16 protein-coding genes and 1 pseudogene are annotated in these 17,472 nt (G+C 60.9%); 13 read left to right on the top strand and 4 right to left on the bottom strand.

Features of this window, described 5'->3' with window-relative positions; all coding sequences use genetic code 11:
* The first annotated feature begins 45 nt into the window (after nt 1-45).
* The 9 genes and pseudogenes from hisD (R1T45_RS12245) (at nt 46) to R1T45_RS12285 (ending at nt 11,566) form a co-directional block, all read left to right on the top strand.
* On the top strand, nt 46-1,377 hold the full coding sequence (hisD, locus tag R1T45_RS12245; protein ID WP_132443257.1) for a histidinol dehydrogenase: 1,332 nt from the start codon (nt 46-48) through the stop codon (nt 1,375-1,377).
* 25 nt (nt 1,378-1,402) lie between these two features.
* Entirely contained in the window at nt 1,403-2,167 is a 765-nt protein-coding gene (locus tag R1T45_RS12250; RefSeq protein WP_317390985.1) for an SDR family NAD(P)-dependent oxidoreductase, read from the top strand.
* A gap of 531 nt (nt 2,168-2,698) precedes the next feature.
* A complete protein-coding gene (locus R1T45_RS12255) occupies nt 2,699-3,673 on the top strand; it encodes a LysR family transcriptional regulator (RefSeq protein ID WP_317390986.1) in 975 nt (324 codons plus the stop codon).
* Between the two features lie 140 nt (nt 3,674-3,813).
* Nucleotides 3,814-6,253: pseudogene (locus R1T45_RS12260) on the top strand (GcvT family protein).
* Nucleotides 6,254-6,357: 104 nt separating this feature from the next.
* A complete protein-coding gene (locus R1T45_RS12265; RefSeq protein WP_317390988.1) occupies nt 6,358-7,371 on the top strand; it encodes a D-cysteine desulfhydrase in 1,014 nt (337 codons plus the stop codon).
* Nucleotides 7,372-7,385: 14 nt separating this feature from the next.
* Nucleotides 7,386-8,579, top strand: a complete 1,194-nt coding sequence (locus R1T45_RS12270; protein ID WP_317390990.1) for a DegT/DnrJ/EryC1/StrS family aminotransferase — start codon at nt 7,386-7,388, stop codon at nt 8,577-8,579.
* The gene (locus R1T45_RS12275) at nt 8,576-9,268 is read left to right on the top strand and encodes an aspartate/glutamate racemase family protein (protein ID WP_317390992.1); all 693 of its coding nucleotides are present in this window, start codon (nt 8,576-8,578) and stop codon (nt 9,266-9,268) included. The genes R1T45_RS12270 and R1T45_RS12275 overlap by 4 nt, the downstream gene beginning before the upstream one ends.
* Nucleotides 9,269-9,281: 13 nt before the next feature.
* The gene (gene hisD, locus R1T45_RS12280) at nt 9,282-10,559 is read left to right on the top strand and encodes a histidinol dehydrogenase (protein ID WP_317390993.1); all 1,278 of its coding nucleotides are present in this window, start codon (nt 9,282-9,284) and stop codon (nt 10,557-10,559) included.
* A 20-nt stretch (nt 10,560-10,579) separates the two neighbouring features.
* Entirely contained in the window at nt 10,580-11,566 is a 987-nt protein-coding gene (locus tag R1T45_RS12285) for a YeiH family protein (protein ID WP_317390994.1), read from the top strand.
* Nucleotides 11,567-11,617: 51 nt separating this feature from the next.
* Here R1T45_RS12285 and R1T45_RS12290 read toward each other — a convergent pair whose 3' ends face one another.
* On the bottom strand, nt 11,618-12,622 hold the full coding sequence (locus R1T45_RS12290; RefSeq protein ID WP_317390995.1) for a glycoside hydrolase family 113: 1,005 nt from the start codon (nt 12,620-12,622) through the stop codon (nt 11,618-11,620).
* 246 nt (nt 12,623-12,868) lie between these two features.
* Between R1T45_RS12290 and R1T45_RS12295 the strand changes: the two genes are divergently transcribed.
* Nucleotides 12,869-13,414, top strand: coding sequence for a YaeQ family protein (locus R1T45_RS12295; protein ID WP_317390996.1), 546 nt, complete (start codon nt 12,869-12,871; stop codon nt 13,412-13,414).
* Nucleotides 13,415-13,452: 38 nt separating this feature from the next.
* Here R1T45_RS12295 and R1T45_RS12300 read toward each other — a convergent pair whose 3' ends face one another.
* Nucleotides 13,453-13,899, bottom strand: a complete 447-nt coding sequence (locus tag R1T45_RS12300; protein ID WP_317390998.1) for a hypothetical protein — start codon at nt 13,897-13,899, stop codon at nt 13,453-13,455.
* A gap of 153 nt (nt 13,900-14,052) precedes the next feature.
* On the bottom strand, nt 14,053-14,619 hold the full coding sequence (locus R1T45_RS12305; RefSeq protein WP_317391000.1) for a carboxymuconolactone decarboxylase family protein: 567 nt from the start codon (nt 14,617-14,619) through the stop codon (nt 14,053-14,055).
* Between the two features lie 99 nt (nt 14,620-14,718).
* Here R1T45_RS12305 and R1T45_RS12310 point away from each other — a divergent pair, with 99 nt between their 5' ends.
* Nucleotides 14,719-15,291, top strand: coding sequence for a TetR/AcrR family transcriptional regulator (locus R1T45_RS12310; protein WP_120351238.1), 573 nt, complete (start codon nt 14,719-14,721; stop codon nt 15,289-15,291).
* Between the two features lie 12 nt (nt 15,292-15,303).
* Here R1T45_RS12310 and R1T45_RS12315 read toward each other — a convergent pair whose 3' ends face one another.
* Nucleotides 15,304-15,918: a hypothetical protein gene (locus R1T45_RS12315; RefSeq protein WP_317391002.1), complete on the bottom strand. Its 615-nt coding sequence runs from the start codon at nt 15,916-15,918 to the stop codon at nt 15,304-15,306.
* A gap of 120 nt (nt 15,919-16,038) precedes the next feature.
* Here R1T45_RS12315 and R1T45_RS12320 point away from each other — a divergent pair, with 120 nt between their 5' ends.
* Complete coding sequence (locus R1T45_RS12320) at nt 16,039-16,368, top strand: ArsR/SmtB family transcription factor (protein ID WP_067941045.1); 330 nt, start codon at nt 16,039-16,041, stop codon at nt 16,366-16,368.
* A 29-nt stretch (nt 16,369-16,397) separates the two neighbouring features.
* Nucleotides 16,398-17,456, top strand: a complete 1,059-nt coding sequence (arsB, locus tag R1T45_RS12325) for an ACR3 family arsenite efflux transporter (RefSeq protein ID WP_317391004.1) — start codon at nt 16,398-16,400, stop codon at nt 17,454-17,456.
* The last annotated feature ends 16 nt before the right edge of the window (nt 17,457-17,472 follow it).

Below are 17,472 nucleotides of genomic sequence, written 5' to 3' on the forward strand. Positions count from 1 at the left end.
TAGACATGAGCCAACCTCGCTTGAGCCTGATCAAAGGACCCTCTCATGACCATTACCTTCCTAAAAAAGGGCAAGTCCGATGCTGCCCGCGCTGACGATGACGCCAAAACTCGCGCAGTCGTCGAAACAACACTCCAATCTATTGAGGCCCGCGGCGATGCTGCTGTGCGCGAGCTAAGCGAGAAGTTCGACAATTACAGCCCCGCGTCGTTCCGGCTGAGCCAGCAGGAAATCGACGACCTGATCGCACAGTTGAGCGACCGCGAGTTGGAAGACATTAAATTCGCGCAAGAGCAGGTGGTAAACTTCGCCCGCGCCCAACGCGCCTCCATGACTGATATCGAGGTCGAAACGCTGCCGGGGGTCATTCTGGGGCACAAGAATATCCCCGTTCAATCTGTCGGCTGCTATGTACCCGGGGGCAAGTTCCCGATGGTGGCCAGCGCGCATATGTCCGTCGCGACAGCTAAGGTGGCCGAGGTGCCGCGCATTGTGGCTTGCACACCTCCCTTTAATGGCAAGCCGAACCCCGCCGTTATTGCAGCTATGCACTTGGGTGGTGCTGACGAGATCTATGTGATGGGCGGCATTCAGGCCGTTGGTGCCATGGCGCTTGGGACCGAAACAATCGAGCCGGTTCATATGTTGGTTGGTCCCGGAAATGCCTTTGTCGCTGAGGCCAAGCGCCAGCTTTACGGGCGTGTGGGGATCGATCTCTTTGCTGGGCCGACCGAAACAATGGTCATCGCGGATGAGACGGCGGCCGACGCCGAGCTTTGCGCGACCGATCTGCTGGGCCAAGCCGAGCACGGCTATAATTCTCCGGCCGTGTTGCTGACCAATTCACGTAAATTGGCTGAGGACACGCTGGCCGAGATTGATCGCTTGCTAAAGATCCTGCCGACTGCGGGCACGGCAAAAATCAGTTGGGATGAATACGGCGAAGTGATCGTCTGCGATACCTATGAGGAAATGCTAAAGGTCGCCGATGATATCGCCTCGGAGCATGTGCAGGTGATGACCGACCGCGATGATTGGTTCCTTGAAAACATGACCTGCTACGGGGCGCTGTTCCTCGGGCCGCGGACGAATGTAGCCAATGGCGATAAGGTGATCGGTACAAACCACACGCTGCCAACACATAAGGCGGGGCGCTATACGGGCGGGCTCTGGGTTGGCAAGTTCCTCAAGACCCACTCCTATCAGAAGGTCACCACAGACGAGGCCGCCGCACTTGTAGGTGCCTATGGTTCGCGCCTGTGCATGTTGGAGGGCTTTGTCGGACACGCGGAGCAATGCAATGTACGCGTGCGCCGCTACGGCGGTGAAAACGTTCCATACGGTGAAGCCGCGGCCCACCACGAAGCGGCGGAATAGCCTGCAACTGTCTGAGGAGACCACAATGCAACTTCCGTCCTTCGCCGGTTTCGACCTTTCAGGCAAACGCGCAATCGTAACAGGTGCAACGTCCGGTATCGGATTGGGGGCTGCAACCGCTCTGGCAAGGGCAGGGGCACATGTGGTCTGCGCGGCGCGCAGCGCTGCACCTCTGAAGGACTTGCAGGCGGCGATGGAGGCAGAGGGTTTGAGCTGTGAAACTCAGAGGCTCGATATCGCGGACGTGGAGGCGACCCGCACGGCGCTCTCCTCGCTCGGAGCCTTTGACATTGTGGTGAACTCCGCTGGGATGGCACGCCACGGTCCTGCCTTGGAAACCACGCCCGAGGATTTTGATGCTGTAATGAACGTCAATCTCCGGGCTGCCTACTTCCTATCATCCGCAGCCGCTGAGCAGATGATCGCGGCAGGCCGTCCCGGCTCGATCATCCATGTAGGCAGCCAGATGGGACATGTCGGAGGCATCGACCGAGGCGTCTACTGCGCGTCGAAACACGCTCTGGAAGGAATGGTGAAGGCAATGGCAATCGAATGGGGCCCGAAATCTGTGCGCATCAACACGCTTTGCCCCACCTTCATCCGCACACCGCTAGGTGAGCAAACCCTGTCAGACCCGGCGCGCCGGGCGTGGATATTAGATAAAATCAAACTTGGCCGGGTCGGCGAGATTGAAGATATCATGGGGGCGGTGGTTTATCTGGCCAGCGATGCATCGGCGATGGTGACAGGCACGGCATTGTTGGTCGACGGCGGTTGGACCGCTGAATAGGGATTAGGTCGACCTAATGGAAGCGCCAGATTGCACGTGTTCTCTTTGGTTTGTCATCGCTGAAAGTATTTGATCAATTGACGTAGTTGGCGTTAGCCGTGATCAAGGCGCAAGTGTAATCTCCGCCCACTTTTACTCACACAACGCGCTAAGATTAGTGCATTGAGCTGTGAGCCGTCTGGTCTCAAGTTGTTGATTTAGCGATAATTCGTGAGAATTCAAAATCCCCCGCCGCGAGGCGTTCTGGTTCGAGTCCGGCCTTGGGTACCACCTTGTTTCAGCAAGGTTTCCGTGAAAATCGTAGCTCTATCAAATCGCCGTTTTCCGCGTTGGTCATGCTATCTGCTTCCACGTTCTTGTTCTAGACGTCGGTCATTTCTGGGCCGCGTTGGTTCGTAGTTTTCCGAGAGCCTGAGACTTCTACAGCTTGGGCAACTTCAGAATACCATCTGCCTGCTGTGAAGTTTTGATATTTATCATCTCAAACAATGCTACACCTTAGCGCAGGGTCAGCAGGAATAGGACGCCGCCATGGCTCGGACCAAAGCCGCCAGAGATATCAGCCTGAAGTCGCTCGAACTGTTTCAAGTCTGTGCCAAGGAAGGGTCGCTGCAAGCCGCCGCGCGGGATGCGGGATTGACGGTAAGCACCGTGTCGCATCATCTGCGCAGCTTGGAAGACCACTTGGGTGTTGAACTCTTCAACCATGCCCGGCGTCCGATGGTCTTGACGCCCAAAGGGCAGGTCTTTTCGCGCAAAATCGACGAGGCGCTGCGCACGATCCGCAAGGCCAAGGCCGAGGTCTCCGCCGGCAGCGTCGCCGACGCGAGCTTCCTTAAAGTCGGTGCGATCGAAGATTTGGAGAGCGATATCGTGCCGTATTTGGCAGTCTCCCTGACCAAGACGATGCCCAGCTGCGATTTCAGCTATCATACCGGGGTCAGCCACGACCTGATCGGCATGCTGCGCAACCGCCAGCTCGATCTCGGTATATGCACCGCGCCCGGGGAAACGATCAGCGACCTGCAAGAGCGCCCGCTTCTGCGTGACCCTTTTATCATCGTTCTGCCCCGTCTCGCGTCGGAAACCCTCTCACAGATCATGGAGGGCAGGGCAAAGCTGCCCTTTTTGCGGTTTTCCGGCAACCTGATGATCGCCCGGCAGATTGACACTCACTTGCGGCGCTTGGGGGTCACGTCGCCGCATCGGTTCGAATGCAGCAACAACCAGACCCTGATGGCGATGGTGGCGGCGAATGCGGGCTGGACGATCACAACCCCGCTGTTGTTTTCCCGCGCCGCGCGGTTTCATGGCGATCTGCGCATGCACCGCTTTCCGGGCAAGGCTTTTGCGCGGACATTGGCCTTGATGAGCACGCCGGATTGTTCGCGCTCTGTCGTCGAATTGGTTGATGCCGAGATGCGCGACCTCATTCGACAACATGTGATCGAGCCGCTGCACGCCAGCACGCCTTGGTTGGCAGAGAGTTTCCAACTGATAGAGTAGAGGGCAGGGCTATTGCCGCTTCGGGGTCTAATCAAGCTATCGAAACTATCTTGCGATTTTTTCCCAACACCCGCATTAGCGTTTGTTGTTTAACCCTCTTTCTGGCCCTCTGATCTCAGTATCTATCGGAGGCGCACCCCATGAAATCTCGGACCAAGGTGGTTGTCATCGGCGGCGGTATCGCTGGTTGCTCGACGCTTTATCATCTCACACAAGAAGGCTGGACAGATGTCGTCTTGGTCGAGCGTGATGAGCTTACGTCAGGCACAACTTGGCATTCGGCGGCGCAGGTCACGAATTTTGGGGCCAATCAAACGATGGTCGGGCTGAAAACCCATTCCATCAACCTTTACAAACGCTTGTCCGAAGACCCGGAGTATCCGATCAACTACCACCACGCTGACGGCGGCATCCGATTGGCCAATACCGAAGCGCAGATGCAGGGCTATCGCCACTTCTCATCGATGGCGCGCGGCATGGATGTGGATTTGGAAGTCATCGACGCCGAAGAATGCGCCCGGCGCCACCCGCTCATCTCAACCGAGAACCTGTTGGGCGGGCTTTGGGATCCGCTTGACGGTGATATCGACCCGGCCCAGCTCTGTCAGGCTTTGGCTTTTCACGCGCGCAAGGCCGGGGCTGAGGTCTATCGCAACACGCCGGTCACCGCCCTGACGCAGCACAAAGACGACACTTGGACGGTCCACACCAAACATGGCGACATCGACTGCGATATCGTGGTCAACGCCTGCGGTTACCGTGTGAACGAGGTCGGCAGCATGATGGGGGTGCATCATCCCGTCGCCTCGATGGAGCACCAGTATTTTCTGACCGAAGACATCCCAGCCATCGCCGAGGCCGGTCACCGCATGCCCCTGTTGCGTTGTCCGATCTCGGACTATTACAGCCGACAAGAAAAGAACGGCTTGCTGGTCGGCTTTTATGAGCAGGACTGCAAGACGTGGGGAATGGACGGGATCGACCCCAATTTCGTCAACGCCCTGTGCCCGGATGATCTTGAGCGGGTCATGGACGTGCTCGAAGGCGCCTTTGAGCGCATGCCCGCGCTCGCTGAAACCGGCATCCGCTCCATCGTCAACGGTCCGATCACCTATACCATCGACGGCGCGCCGCTCGTTGGCCCAATCCCCGGCAAGCGCAATGCCTTTTGCATCATCGGCCTGCGTGCAGGTCTGGGCGAGGGCGGCGGCCACGGTTGGCTGCTGGCCCAGCAGGTCGTCCATGGTGAGGCGCAGTATGACACCTGGGTCATCGACCCGCGCCGTTTCACCGGGCACGCCAATGTCGAACTCACCGCGCTCAAGGCCATCGAAGACTACCAGAACGAATTCCGCTTCCACTTCCCGCATGAGCATCGCCCCGCAGCGCGCCCTGCCAAAACCACACCCCTGACGCCCGTCATGGCCGCCGAGGGTGCTGAATTTACCGTGGTCAACGGCTGGGAGCGGGTCGACTACATCAAGCCGTCGCCCGATTTCCACCCGACCCTCAGCTCTAACTTCGACGAGGCATTCGACGTGGTCGCGGCGGAGGTGAAGAACGTGCAAGAGAATGTCGGCCTCTGCGAGGTGAACGGCTTCAACCGGTTCGAGATCACCGGCAGCGATCGCCACAGCTTCCTTGACCGGATGTTCTGCGGCGCGGTCACCAAGCGCGACGGACGTGTGGGCCTGGGCTACCTGTTGAACCACCACGGCATGGTCAAAGGCGAGGCCACAGTGGCCAACTTGCCCGCCTCGGACCGCGGCCCGCAGCGAGTCTGGTACGGGTCGGCAGCCGCCAGCGAATACCACGACATGGACTGGCTTAATCTCCATCTGCGCGACGACGAGGATGTGCAGATCCGCAGCCTGACCAATGACCAAACGATCCTCGTGCTCGCCGGGCCAAAGGCGCGCGACGTGCTCAGCGCCTGTGCGCGCGGCGACTGGTCGAAAGAGGCGTTCCCATGGCTCAGCCTGCGCGAATGTTTCATCGGATTTGCACCTGCCACGGTGCTAGGCGTCAGTTTCTCGGGCGAGTTGGCCTATGAAATCCACGTACCCAACAACGCGCTTTATGCCGCCTATCTGGCCCTGCGCGACGCTGGCAAGACGCATGGTCTGAAGCTCTTCGGCGCCCGTGCGGTGGAATCGATGCGGATGGAGAAAGGCTTTATGCACTGGAAAGCTGACCTGCTGACCGAGTTCGACCCATTTGAGACCGCGCTGGACCGTTTCGTAAAACCCGAAAAGCCCGCCGATTTCATTGGCAAGGCCGCCCTGCACAAGCGCATGGAAGAAGGGCCGCGCAAAAAAACTGGTGACGCTCAAGGTCGACGCGACCCATGCCCCGGCCCATGGCGGTGCCTCACTCATGCAAGACGGCAAGGTTGTCGGCACCGTAACCTCAGGCGATTGGGGGCACCGGGTGGGCATGAACCTCGCCTATGCCTTCGTCGATCCGGCGCTGGCCACGCCTGGCACGCAAATCCCGCTTGATCTCTATGGGGAAATCGTTGGCACCGAAGTGATCGATCCCTCGCCATATGATCCTTCCTATGCGCTAATGCGCGGATAACATGATGGGCAGGGGCCGGTGCAACGCTGGCCCCCGTCTCGCACCAAGGTCAACCAGCGGCAACGCGCCCCGCTGCACACCCATAGCTACGACAAGGATTATCCATGCACCTCTCTCGTTTTCCCCGCGTCCACCTTGCCCATCTGCCAACCCCGCTTGAGCATATGAAACGCCTGTCAAAAGAGCTCGGCACCGAAATCTGGATCAAACGTGACGATTGCACCGGGCTTTCCACGGGCGGCAACAAGACCCGCAAGCTGGAATTCCTGATGGCCGAGGCCATCGAACAGGGCGCGGACATGGTGATGACCCAAGGTGCGACCCAGACCAACCATGGCCGCCAGACCGCCGCGGCTGCCGCCAAGCTGGGCCTTGCCTGCCACATCCTGCTGGAAGACCGGACCGGCTATGACGATGCCAACTACAACACCAATGGCAACGTGCTGCTGGACCATCTGCACGGCGCCACAACCGAGAAATTCCCCGGGGGCCACGACATGCCCGGCGAGATGGAAAAGGCCGCCGAAAAGAAGCGCGCCGAGGGCCATAAAGTCTATATCATCCCCGGCGGCGGCTCGAACCCCACGGGCGCTTTGGGCTATGTGAACTGTGCGTTTGAGCTGCTGAACCAAGTGAACACTTCGGGCATGAAGATTGACCGGCTGGTTCACGGCACGGGCTCTTCCGGCACGCAAGCCGGGCTTGTCACCGGCATGTGCGCGATGAACGCCCAGATCCCTGTGCTTGGCATCGGCACCCGCGCGCCGCAGCCCAAGCAAGAGCAGATGGTCTATGACCTCGCCTGCAAAACCGCCGAGAAGCTGGGCTGCGCGGGCGTGGTCAAGCGCGAGGATGTGATGGCCAACACCGATTACGTCGGCGAAGGCTATGGCATCCCGACCGACAGCGGCATTGAGGCGATCCAGATGTTTGCCGAGCTCGAAGGCATCCTGCTTGATCCATGCTACTCTGCCAAAGGGGCCGCTGGTCTCATTGATCTCGCCCGCAAAGGCACGTTTAAGGACGAGCGTGTGGTCTTCCTCCACACCGGCGGCGCGGCGGCTCTGGGCGGCTATGACTTCGCCTTTGACACCGCCAACCGCTGGGTCAACCTGTAAGAAAGGCAGCTTAAGTGGCGCGCAAGTTTACCGGCAGTTTCACCCAGCAAGAGGGGCTTTCCCAAGACGCCATCGCGGCGGCGGTCGCGGTGCTAGAGTCAGGCCGCTTGCACCGGTATAACCTCGCGCCGGGGGAGGCTGGGGAAGTGGCCCAGCTTGAGGCCGAATACCGTGATTGGCAGGGCAGCAGCTGCTGCCTTGCCGTCACCTCGGGCGGGCAGGCGTTGCAAATCGCCCTGCGCGCCTGCGACGTGGCATCGGGCGACAAGGTGCTGACCAATGCCTATACGCTGGCCCCGGTGCCCGGCGCGATCCGGGCGGTGGGAGCTGAGACCGTGCTGGTCGAGATCGACGAGGATCTGCGGCTCGACCTTGATGACCTCGACGCCAAAATTGCCAGTTCCGGCGCGCGGGTGCTGTTGCTGTCGCATATGCGCGGGCATCTGTGTGACATGGACCGGCTGATGGCGATCTGTGACGCGGCAGAGGTAACGGTGATCGAGGATTGCGCCCACACGATGGGGGCGCGGTGGAACGGCATTCGGTCGGGCAATTTCGGCAAAGTGGCCTGTTTCTCGACCCAGACTTACAAACACATGAACTCCGGCGAAGGCGGGTTTCTGACCACCGACGACGCCGCAATCGCCGCCCGCGCGACGATCTTGTCGGGCAGCTACATGCTTTATGAACGCCACGGGGCCGGGCCGCAGCCTGAGGCCTATACCGATGCGCGCTATGACATGCCCAATTGCTCGGCGCGGATGGATGCGCTGCGCGCCGCGATCCTGCGTCCGCAGCTTGCCGACCTCGACAGCAACATCGCCCGCTGGAACGCCCGCTACACGCAGGTTGAGGAGAGGCTGAAAGCACAGGACGGCGTTACAACCATCAAGCTACCCTCCGCCGAAACGCATGTGGGTTCCTCCATCCAGTTCCGCCTGCCAGACTTCACCGCCGCGCAGTGCCGCGCCGTGCTGGAGGCCGCTGCCGCGCGGGGCGTGGAGCTTAAATGGTTCGGCGCGAAAGAGCCTGCAGGCTTCACCTCTGCGCATCCATCTTGGCGCTATGTTCCAGCGCAAGATATGCCCGCGACAGACCGCATCATGGCGACGCTTTTCGACATGCGCCTGCCGCTGAGTTTTTCGGAAGACGACTGCGCGCTGATCGCCGAGTTGATCTGCGAAGCCGTGGGCGAGGTGGCATCATGAGCCGCCCAATCGTCGGCGTATTGGGGGGCATGGGACCGGAAGCGACGATCCTGCTGCAACAGCGTGTGCTTGCGACAGTCGATGCCCAAGACGACGCCGACCACCTGCCGCTTTTGATCGACATGAACCCTCAGGTGCCGTCGCGCATCGCCCATCTGATCGACGGGACCGGGGAAGACCCCACCCCCACGCTAGCTGCGATGGCACAGCGGCTGGAACGGGCAGGGGCCACGGCCCTCGCCATGCCCTGCAACACGGCACATCACTATGCCCCGGCGATTGAGGCGGCGGTTTCGATCCCCTTCCTGAATATGGTGACCCTGTCGGTCGACCGCGCGGCGGGGAAACTTCGCTCAGGCGCTTCTGTCGGGATTCTTGCCTCTCCTGCCGTGCGCATGGCCGGGGTGTTTGACGCCGCCCTTGACCGCGCCGGGCTGACGGCGCTCTGGCCCACCGATGCCGAGCGCATACTGGCCGCGATCCGACTGATCAAGGCGCAGGGGATCACCCCGCAGGCGCAGCAGACGCTTGCGGAAGCGGCGACCGAATTGACCGTGCAGGGGGCCGAACTTCTGTTCATCGCCTGCTCAGAGTTTTCGCTGCTCGCCCCCGCTTTGACCGCCCCCGTGCCGATCCTTGACACGATCGACGTGCTGGCCGAGGCGATCCATCGACATTCCCAATTCTAACCGAGGTAAGCCCATGGCGATCACCTATCTGAAGCAAGCCGAGACCCGCCCGGCGGTTGAGGGCAAAGACATCCGCGGCGTGGTTGCACAGATGCTCGCCAAAATCGAAGAGGACGGTGAGGCTGCCGTGCGGGACTATGCGCGCGACCTTGACGGCTGGACCGGGGATATCGTGGTCACTGCAGCGGAACGGGCCGCCGCCTCTGTGCGGGTGCCGCAAGAGCTCAAGGATGATATCCGCTTTGCCCATGCCAACATCCGCCGCTTTGCCGAAGCGCAAAAGGCGACGATGGGTGATTGCGAAATCGAGATCATGCCGGGGCTGATTGCGGGCCAGAAGCAAATCCCCGTCTCAAGCGCGGGCTGCTATGTGCCCGGCGGACGCTACAGCCATATCGCCAGCGCTTTGATGACGATCACCACCGCCAAGGTCGCGGGCGTGCCGCATATCACCGCTTGCTCGCCCACGCGCCCCGGCATCGGCATTCCCGATCCGATCATCTTTGCGATGGACCTTTGCGGCGCGGACCTGATCCTGAACCTCGGGGGGGTGCAGGGGGTCGCTGCCATGTCGATGGGGCTGTTTGGCGGTGTGCCTGCCGATATCCTCGTCGGTCCCGGCAACAGCTATGTGGCAGAGGCTAAGCGCATGTTGTTCGGCGCTGTGGGGATCGACATGTTCGCCGGGCCAACCGATTCACTGGTGGTCGCCGATCACAGCGCGGACCCTGAAACGGTGGCATGGGATCTGGTCAGTCAGGCGGAGCACGGGGCCGACAGCCCGGTTTGGCTGGTCGCGACCGACCGCAGGCTGGCGGAAACCGTGTTGCAGCGCGCGCCCGAAATGATCGACAGCCTACCGGAGCCGAACGCCAGTGCCGCGCGGGTGGCTTGGGCAGAGCGCGCCGAGGTGGTCTTGTGCGAGACCCGCGAGGAGGCCGCCCAAGTGGCCGACCGCTACGCGCCGGAGCATCTTCAGGTGCAGGCCGAAGACCTCGACTGGTGGCTCAACCGCCTCTCTGCCTATGGCTCGCTGTTTTTGGGGGAGGAGACCACGGTCGCTTTCGGCGACAAAACCTCGGGGCCGAACCATGTGCTGCCCACCAGTGGGGCTGCACGCTATACCGGGGGGCTCTCCGTACACAAGTTTACCAAGACCGTGACATGGCAACGCTGCGATGCCGAAGCCTCGCATGAGCTGGCCCTGCGCACCGCGCGGATCAGCCGGATGGAGGGGATGGAAGGCCATGCCCGTTCTGCCGAGCTTCGGCTGAAACAGCAGACAGCCTGACGCCGCGCCGAGGAAAATCTATGCTACTGACCGTCAAATCCCGCGTCTCCCCCTATGCTGGGGGGCTGCTGCTCGCGACTGTCATCGCGGTGGCCGCCACGTTCTTGTCGGATCACTACGGCGCGCCGGTGATGCTCTTTGCGCTGCTGCTTGGGATGGCGTTTCACTTCCTGTCGGAAGACAGCGCTTGCGCCATTGGGGTCGATTTCGCCGCGAAGGCGCTGCTGCGCTTTGGGGTCGGGCTGCTGGGGCTGCGGTTGGGGCTGGCCGAGGTTATGAGCCTTGGCTTTACCCCTGTCATTGCCATCGTCGGTTTGGTTTTGGCGACCTTTGGATGCGGCGTGGTGATGGCCCGTATCTTTGGCCGCCGCACCGCTTTTGGTATGCTGGCGGGCGGGGCCGTCGCCATCTGCGGGGCATCAGCGGCTTTGGCGATCACCTCCGTTCTGCCGCCGCATAAAGACCGCGAGCAGGACACGCTGTTCGTTGTGATCGGTGTCACGGCGCTGTCGACCATCGCGATGATCGCCTATCCTATTCTTTTCCAATCGCTGGGTCTGAGCGATATTGAAAGTGGTTTTTTGGTTGGCGCCACGATCCACGATGTCGCGCAGGTGGTGGGGGCGGGATACTCCATCAGCGACCAGGCCGGGGTCTTTGCCACCTACGTCAAGATACTGCGCGTCGCACTTTTGCCCGTCGTGATGCTGTTCGTGATGTTCAGCTTCAGAGGCGCGCAGCAGCAATCTGTCGGCGTGCCGTGGTTTCTGGTGATGTTTGCAGGCTGCGCGGTTTTGGCAAATCTGGAAGTGCTGCCGAGCGCAGTGCTCGCGTTCCTCAACGAGCTATCCCGGTGGTGTCTGGTCATCGCCATCGCGGCCTTGGGGGTGAAAACCAGTCTGGCGAAGGTCGTCAAGGTCAAACCCAGCTACAGCATCATTCTGGTGGTTGAAACGGTATTCCTGCTCGGCGCAGCCCTCGCCTTTGTGCTTTTGTTCGGCAATTAGGTGGGCCGAGGCTGCTCGGTGAAGCCTGAGAACATCGCCGGGATTTTTGGCTCACCCCTTGCTCCAAAAATCTGCGATAACCTCCTCCGCCAGCTTGTTTTGCACGGTGAAATCAGTGTCTTCCGCGCCGCCGCTCTCAGGGTCGGTGAACCAGCGCCAGACCCATAGGTCCGGGATGCCCCGGGCCTCAAGGGCGCGGAGCCAGCGGCGCAAGACGTCGGCCTGAAGTGCCATATCGGCGGGGGCTGCGCGTTCTTCGGCGCTTTCCCACGGGCGCTCGGTTGCCCCTTCGGCAGAGCGGATGCCGATTTCGGCGATCCAAATGGGCTTTGCAAGTCTCCGTGCGACGGCCTCGACCCGGTCCAATTCTTTGGCGATGGCGCGATCCCAGTCGGCGGTCGCTCCGGCTGCGCCCAAGATGGGGTAGAGCGACACCGCCACGGCATCCAATAGCGGCCAGAACGCAACCTTCTCGGCCTCGTCAGCGCCATGGGCGACATAGGTGATTTTACCGCTGAACACTTCGCGCAGCCCGGCGATGGTGCCCTCCCATGCCTCCGCCCCCGATACGCCGCGCAATTCGGTGCCGAGGACCAGCACCTCGGCGCGGCTTTGCTCTGCGGTGACCGCGATGGCGCGCAGGGAATTTTCATAGGCCGCGTGCCAATCGCCTTCGGTGCCCGCCGCGGGGACGATGGCGCCCGCCCAGCTTTCGGGCACCCAGACATGCGGTTTGACGATGGCGGCCAGCCCGGCTGCGTGCAACTGCGCGATCCCGGCGGCGATCCTGTCATGGGGCAGCGCGTCCCCCATGACGATGCCGCTGGAGGTGGGCGCGGGTTGCCATAGAAACGGGATCACCGTTGCCGCCGTCGCGCCCGTCTTTCGCAATTGAGCGATGCTTAGCGCAGCGGCTTGGCTTCCGAAGGGCGCACTCGTTGTCTCGATAAGGTTGAACCCGCGCAGAACCTCGCCACTGCTGCTTTGGGGAAACGCTCCCGTCGCGGTGAGCGCGGTAGAGCCGAGGGCCCAAAGAAACGTGCGACGTTTAATCATAGGGGCAAGGTAGGATGACTTGCCCCGCTGCACAACGGCATCGTAGGTGACAAGCGGGGCCCTTCGGGCGCTTTATTTGGGGACCTGTATTTCGGATGGTGGCAGGTGCCGACCAAAAGCAATCTCGCGAAACCCCTGAACGATCGCAGTCGCGCATACCAACGCGCGCAACGCCGAAGGACTATTCCCTTTCCCCGGTCGGCCCAACCGCGTAGGCAGCCCCTACCTTGGAAAACGAGACATATCATGGCGCAGAATGCCACCATCTACAAAGTCGAGCTTTCGGTCTCCGACATGGACCGCCACTATTATGAGACCCACAAGCTGACCATCGCCAAACACCCTTCGGAAACCGATGAGCGGTTGATGGTGCGGCTCGTCGCCTTTGCCCTCAACGCGCATGAGCATCTGGAAATGACCAAGGGTCTATCGACGGATGATGAGCCGGACATCTGGCAAATAAGCCTGAGCGGAGAGTTGGACGTTTGGATCACGCTGGGGCTGCCCAGTGAGAAAGTCCTGCGCCAGTCCTGCAATAAGGCCGCCAAGGTCGTTGTCTATCCCTATGGCGGCAAATCGGCTGAGATCTGGTGGGACAAGGTCAAGAACGGCACCACCCGTTTTGACACCCTCGAGGTGGTGAACCTGGCCGAGAGTGACACCAAGGCGCTGGCGGAGATGGCCAGCCGCGCGATGAAGCTTCAGGTGATGATCCAAGACGGTGAGGTGACGGTGAACCTTGACGAGGCGCTGGTGACGCTCACACTCGACCGATGGAAAACCGCCGGATAAAAGGCGACAGCGGGGCAAACCCGGCTGCCGCCGCTTCTTCAGACTGCGCGGCGTTGCAGCAGGGCAATGGCATAGCCGATCACCATGGCCATGCCGACGTGCCCCACAAAAGATGACTGCGTGTAGGCCCCGAAATCCATCATAAAGCTGCGCCCCACCACCGGGGCCAGCAGACCTTGGGCGACGAACCATAGCACAAGCCCCGACAGCGCCCCCGACAGGACCAGCCCAAGCCGCGTCAGGCGGTGCACCAGCCAAACAAAGACCGAGAAGCCGACGATCCCAAGCGCGATATGCAGCGCGAAGCCAAGCCAATAGGGCAGGGTGATCCCAAGGGCGATCTTGCCAAGCGCAACCACAAGGTTCGCCGGGGCGAGTGCGACGCCAAAGAGGAGGGGGGAGAGCAGCCAAGCATAAAGCTCGAAGGCGATCTCGCCCGCGAGCCCGGCCAGCAGGAGCGTGGGAACGGTTTGTTTGAGGGGCATAAGCAAAGTCTCTTGCAAAAGGATAGCACATCGGCGCGGCCGCAGCCGGATGGCGCGGGCGCTATGCTTTGTCAGTGGAAGTAGGGGAAAGCGCCGGACCGATGGGCCCGAGCGGATAGAAAAAGGCGCGCCACCATGGGCGCGCCTTTCAATTTAAACCTCGAGCTTGTTGTCGCCGCGCTTCCATGCCAGCGGCTGGAAGACTTCGTCGACCGGGGTTTCGGCCACGTGGTTGACGTAGTTCGAAATGGTCTTCTGCGCCATCCCAAGGATCACGTCCAGCACCGCACGGTGGCTGTAACCTGCGTCAAAAAACGCCTGCATCTGCGCGTCGGAGACAAAGCCCCGGTTGCGCACCATCTGAACGGTGAACGTCCGCAGCGCTTCGAGTTTGGGTGTCGGCAGGGCGGTTTCATTGCGCAGCGCGTCGCTGATCTCGTCCGAGACCTTCATCATCTTGGCAATGCCGGTGTGGGCGGGCACGCAGTAGTGGCACTCGTTCTCGACGTTGATCGACTGCCAAACCACGGTCAGCTCTTCGGCGTCGAAATCCGTCTCGGTGAAGAGCTTGTGCAGCACCTGATAGCCTTCATAGGCTTGCGGGCTTTCGGCCAGCACCTTGTGCAGACCCGGCAGGCGGCCAAAGGCCTTTTGCGATTCCGCCAGCAGCGGCTTGGAGGCTTCGGGTGCGGAGTCTTGGTCGTGGGACGGGAATGTCATGATCTCTACCTTTGTTAGTCGTCGATATTTGCTATTTAGGGTTTTTTGAGCGATCACTCAAGTATATATTTGAGTGATCGTTCAACACATGGTGATATCATGCCCCGCAAACCAAACCACGACCGAGCCGAGCTGATCGACCGCGCCCGCGATCTGTTTTGGCGTCAGGGCTGGGCGGGCACATCGCTGAAAGACCTCGAAGCGGTGCTGAAAATGAAGCCCGGCAGTTTCTACGCGGCCTTCGGGTCGAAAGAGGCGCTGTTCGAAATCGCCTTGGACAAATACGCTGAGGATGGGGCCGGGCGCTTGGCCGAATTGGTCGAAGCCCATGGCCCGATGGCAGCCCTGAAACGCTATCCCGAATTGGCGATTTGCCGGGAGGAGGCCCCGGCCAAGGCCTGTATGCTGTCCAAAACCCTGTTGGAATTACAGGCCCATGGGCATCCACTTGCCCAACGGGCCAGCGCGCATCTCATGGGGATGGAGGAACAGTTCGCGGCGCTTTTTGCCCAGATGCAGCAGGACGGAGAGATCGCGCCGGAACATGATCCAAAGTCACTGGCCCGGCGCTATCAAAGCGATCTGCTCGGCCTGCGTGTCTCGGCCGAGCGGGAGGGAATCGACGCCCATGCCATCGCCCGCGAAATCGCGGAAGGTCTTGACCGATTGTAATTTCAGACGACGCTATTCGATCTGTTCTTCCAGCATGGCGGTGATCTTGCGCCGTTGAAAGGTATTGCGGATCTGATGCGCCATGATCCGTTCCGGCACGAAATAGGGCTTGCCGTCTTTCCATTCCGCCCGAAACGCATGCCGCGCGGCGATCAATCTGGTGGTATGGCCATCCGCAGCCGCGACGGTGAGGTCCATCTGGCGGACCTTATCGAACAGGCCCTCGGTCCCGATGCGCGCTTCGGCGCGGCGCAACAGATCGAGAAAACTGCCGATATCGATGAATTCACCGCTTTTGATCGGCCCTTGATTGGTGCGGGTCAGGGGGTTTTCCACATCGTTCAGCGCCACTTCTTCGCGTTCGGTGACCTTGACGTGATAGGTCTTTTCCTCCGTCACCACCCGCGCCATGACTTCGAGCAAGTAAATCGGCTCGGCCCCCATATTGGTTACGAAACAATGGGCATTCTCATCCCGCGCGATAGAGCGGTTGATCAAGATCACCGGCTGCCGTTGCCGCCGGAAATTGACCCATAGGATATGCAGGTAAGCCAGCCAGACCACCGCCGTTAAAAGGCTGACCGCCACCTGCAACGTACCGGAATTCTCTGCGATCCAATCGAGCATCCTTTGTCTTCCTTGCGAGTGCTGTTGGGGTCGCCAGACCAACGCGCGGGGCGGCGCTTCGTTGCACAGGGATTGACGCGACGCTTGACCTGCCGCTATTATATCAATAATTCACGATATATGGATAATGAAAGCGCTCTCCTAGCCTTCGCCGCCTTGGGCCAACCGACCCGTCTGGATGTCTTTCGCCTGCTGATCAAAGCGGGGGGCAAGGGAATGTCAGCGGGGGAGATCGGCGTGGCGCTCGACGTGCGGCAAAACACCATGTCCGCCAATCTGTCGGTGCTTGCCCGCGCGGGCCTAATCCGCAGCAACCGCGAAGGCCGCAGCATCCGGTATTTCGCAGATATGAACGGGCTGCGCGCGCTGCTGGGGTTCCTTTTAGAGGACTGCTGCGGCGGGCAGCCAGAGCTTTGCCAACCCCTGCTGGATGAATTGACCTGCTGCTAACCCTCAAAAATTACGCACGAAAGACCGCCATGACCGATACCGCACATCCCGCACCCGCTGGCCTTGGGGCTTTTGAACGCTGGCTCTCGCTCTGGGTGGCGCTGGCCATCGGGGCGGGGCTTTTGCTGGGCAATCTCTTTCCCGGCATCTTCGGCGCGCTGGCCGCATTTGAGGTCGCTTCGGTCAACCTGCCCGTGGCGGTGCTGATCTGGGCCATGGTCTATCCGATGATGGTCGGTGTTGATTTCGGCGCGCTGCGGCAGGTGGGGGAGAAGCCGAAAGGGCTGGTGGTGACGCTGGTGGTCAATTGGCTGATCAAACCCTTCACCATGGCTGCCCTTGGGGTGCTGTTCTTCAACTACGTCTTCGCCGGGCTGATCCCGCCCGATGACGCGCAGGCCTATCTGGCCGGGGTGATCCTGTTGGGGGCCGCGCCCTGCACCGCGATGGTCTTTGTCTGGTCCAACCTCACCCGTGGTGATGCGACCTACACGCTGGTGCAGGTCAGCGTGAATGATGTGATCATGGTCTTCGCCTTCGCGCCGATCGTGGCCTTCCTTTTGGGTGTGACCGACATCACCGTGCCTTGGGACACGCTGCTGATCTCGGTCGGGCTCTACGTCATGCTGCCGCTGCTGGCGGGGTATCTCACGCGCGAACGGCTGGTGGCCAAGGGCGGCGAAGCGGCTGTCGACGCCTTTAAAGCCCGTGTGCAGCCCTTTGCGATCATAGGGCTTTTGTTGACCGTGGTGCTGCTTTTTGGCTTTCAGGGTGAGGTGATCCTTAACCGTCCGCTCGTCATCGCGCTGATCGCCGTGCCGCTGCTGCTGCAATCCTACGGCATCTTCTTCATCGCCTATGGCGCCGCGCGGGCTTGGGGCATTCCTTTCAACGTGGCCGCCCCCTGCGCGCTGATCGGCACCTCGAATTTCTTTGAACTGGCGGTTGCTGTGGCGATCAGCCTCTTTGGGCTGGGGTCGGGTGCTGCCTTGGCCACCGTTGTGGGCGTCTTGGTCGAGGTACCGGTCATGCTGTCGCTCGTGGCCTTTGCCAACCGCACGCAGCATTGGTTTCCCGCCTCCAAGTGAACCTCACCTGATAACC

This window comes from Sulfitobacter sp. LC.270.F.C4, assembly GCF_032922545.1.
GTDB classification, from domain to species: Bacteria; Pseudomonadota; Alphaproteobacteria; order Rhodobacterales; family Rhodobacteraceae; genus Sulfitobacter; species Sulfitobacter profundi.

What these genes read in the sequence shown, in the direction of transcription:
- hisD (WP_132443257.1), top strand. Translation starts at nt 46, where the DNA reads ATGACCATTACCTTCCTAAAAAAGGGCAAGTCCGATGCTGCCCGCGCT.
- R1T45_RS12250 (WP_317390985.1), top strand. Translation starts at nt 1,403, where the DNA reads ATGCAACTTCCGTCCTTCGCCGGTTTCGACCTTTCAGGCAAACGCGCA.
- R1T45_RS12255 (WP_317390986.1), top strand. Translation starts at nt 2,699, where the DNA reads ATGGCTCGGACCAAAGCCGCCAGAGATATCAGCCTGAAGTCGCTCGAA.
- R1T45_RS12265 (WP_317390988.1), top strand. Translation starts at nt 6,358, where the DNA reads ATGCACCTCTCTCGTTTTCCCCGCGTCCACCTTGCCCATCTGCCAACC.
- R1T45_RS12275 (WP_317390992.1), top strand. Translation starts at nt 8,576, where the DNA reads ATGAGCCGCCCAATCGTCGGCGTATTGGGGGGCATGGGACCGGAAGCG.
- hisD (WP_317390993.1), top strand. Translation starts at nt 9,282, where the DNA reads ATGGCGATCACCTATCTGAAGCAAGCCGAGACCCGCCCGGCGGTTGAG.
- R1T45_RS12285 (WP_317390994.1), top strand. Translation starts at nt 10,580, where the DNA reads ATGCTACTGACCGTCAAATCCCGCGTCTCCCCCTATGCTGGGGGGCTG.
- R1T45_RS12290 (WP_317390995.1), bottom strand. Translation starts at nt 12,622, where the DNA reads ATGATTAAACGTCGCACGTTTCTTTGGGCCCTCGGCTCTACCGCGCTC.
- R1T45_RS12295 (WP_317390996.1), top strand. Translation starts at nt 12,869, where the DNA reads ATGGCGCAGAATGCCACCATCTACAAAGTCGAGCTTTCGGTCTCCGAC.
- R1T45_RS12300 (WP_317390998.1), bottom strand. Translation starts at nt 13,899, where the DNA reads ATGCCCCTCAAACAAACCGTTCCCACGCTCCTGCTGGCCGGGCTCGCG.
- R1T45_RS12305 (WP_317391000.1), bottom strand. Translation starts at nt 14,619, where the DNA reads ATGACATTCCCGTCCCACGACCAAGACTCCGCACCCGAAGCCTCCAAG.
- R1T45_RS12310 (WP_120351238.1), top strand. Translation starts at nt 14,719, where the DNA reads ATGCCCCGCAAACCAAACCACGACCGAGCCGAGCTGATCGACCGCGCC.
- R1T45_RS12315 (WP_317391002.1), bottom strand. Translation starts at nt 15,918, where the DNA reads ATGCTCGATTGGATCGCAGAGAATTCCGGTACGTTGCAGGTGGCGGTC.
- R1T45_RS12320 (WP_067941045.1), top strand. Translation starts at nt 16,039, where the DNA reads ATGGATAATGAAAGCGCTCTCCTAGCCTTCGCCGCCTTGGGCCAACCG.
- arsB (WP_317391004.1), top strand. Translation starts at nt 16,398, where the DNA reads ATGACCGATACCGCACATCCCGCACCCGCTGGCCTTGGGGCTTTTGAA.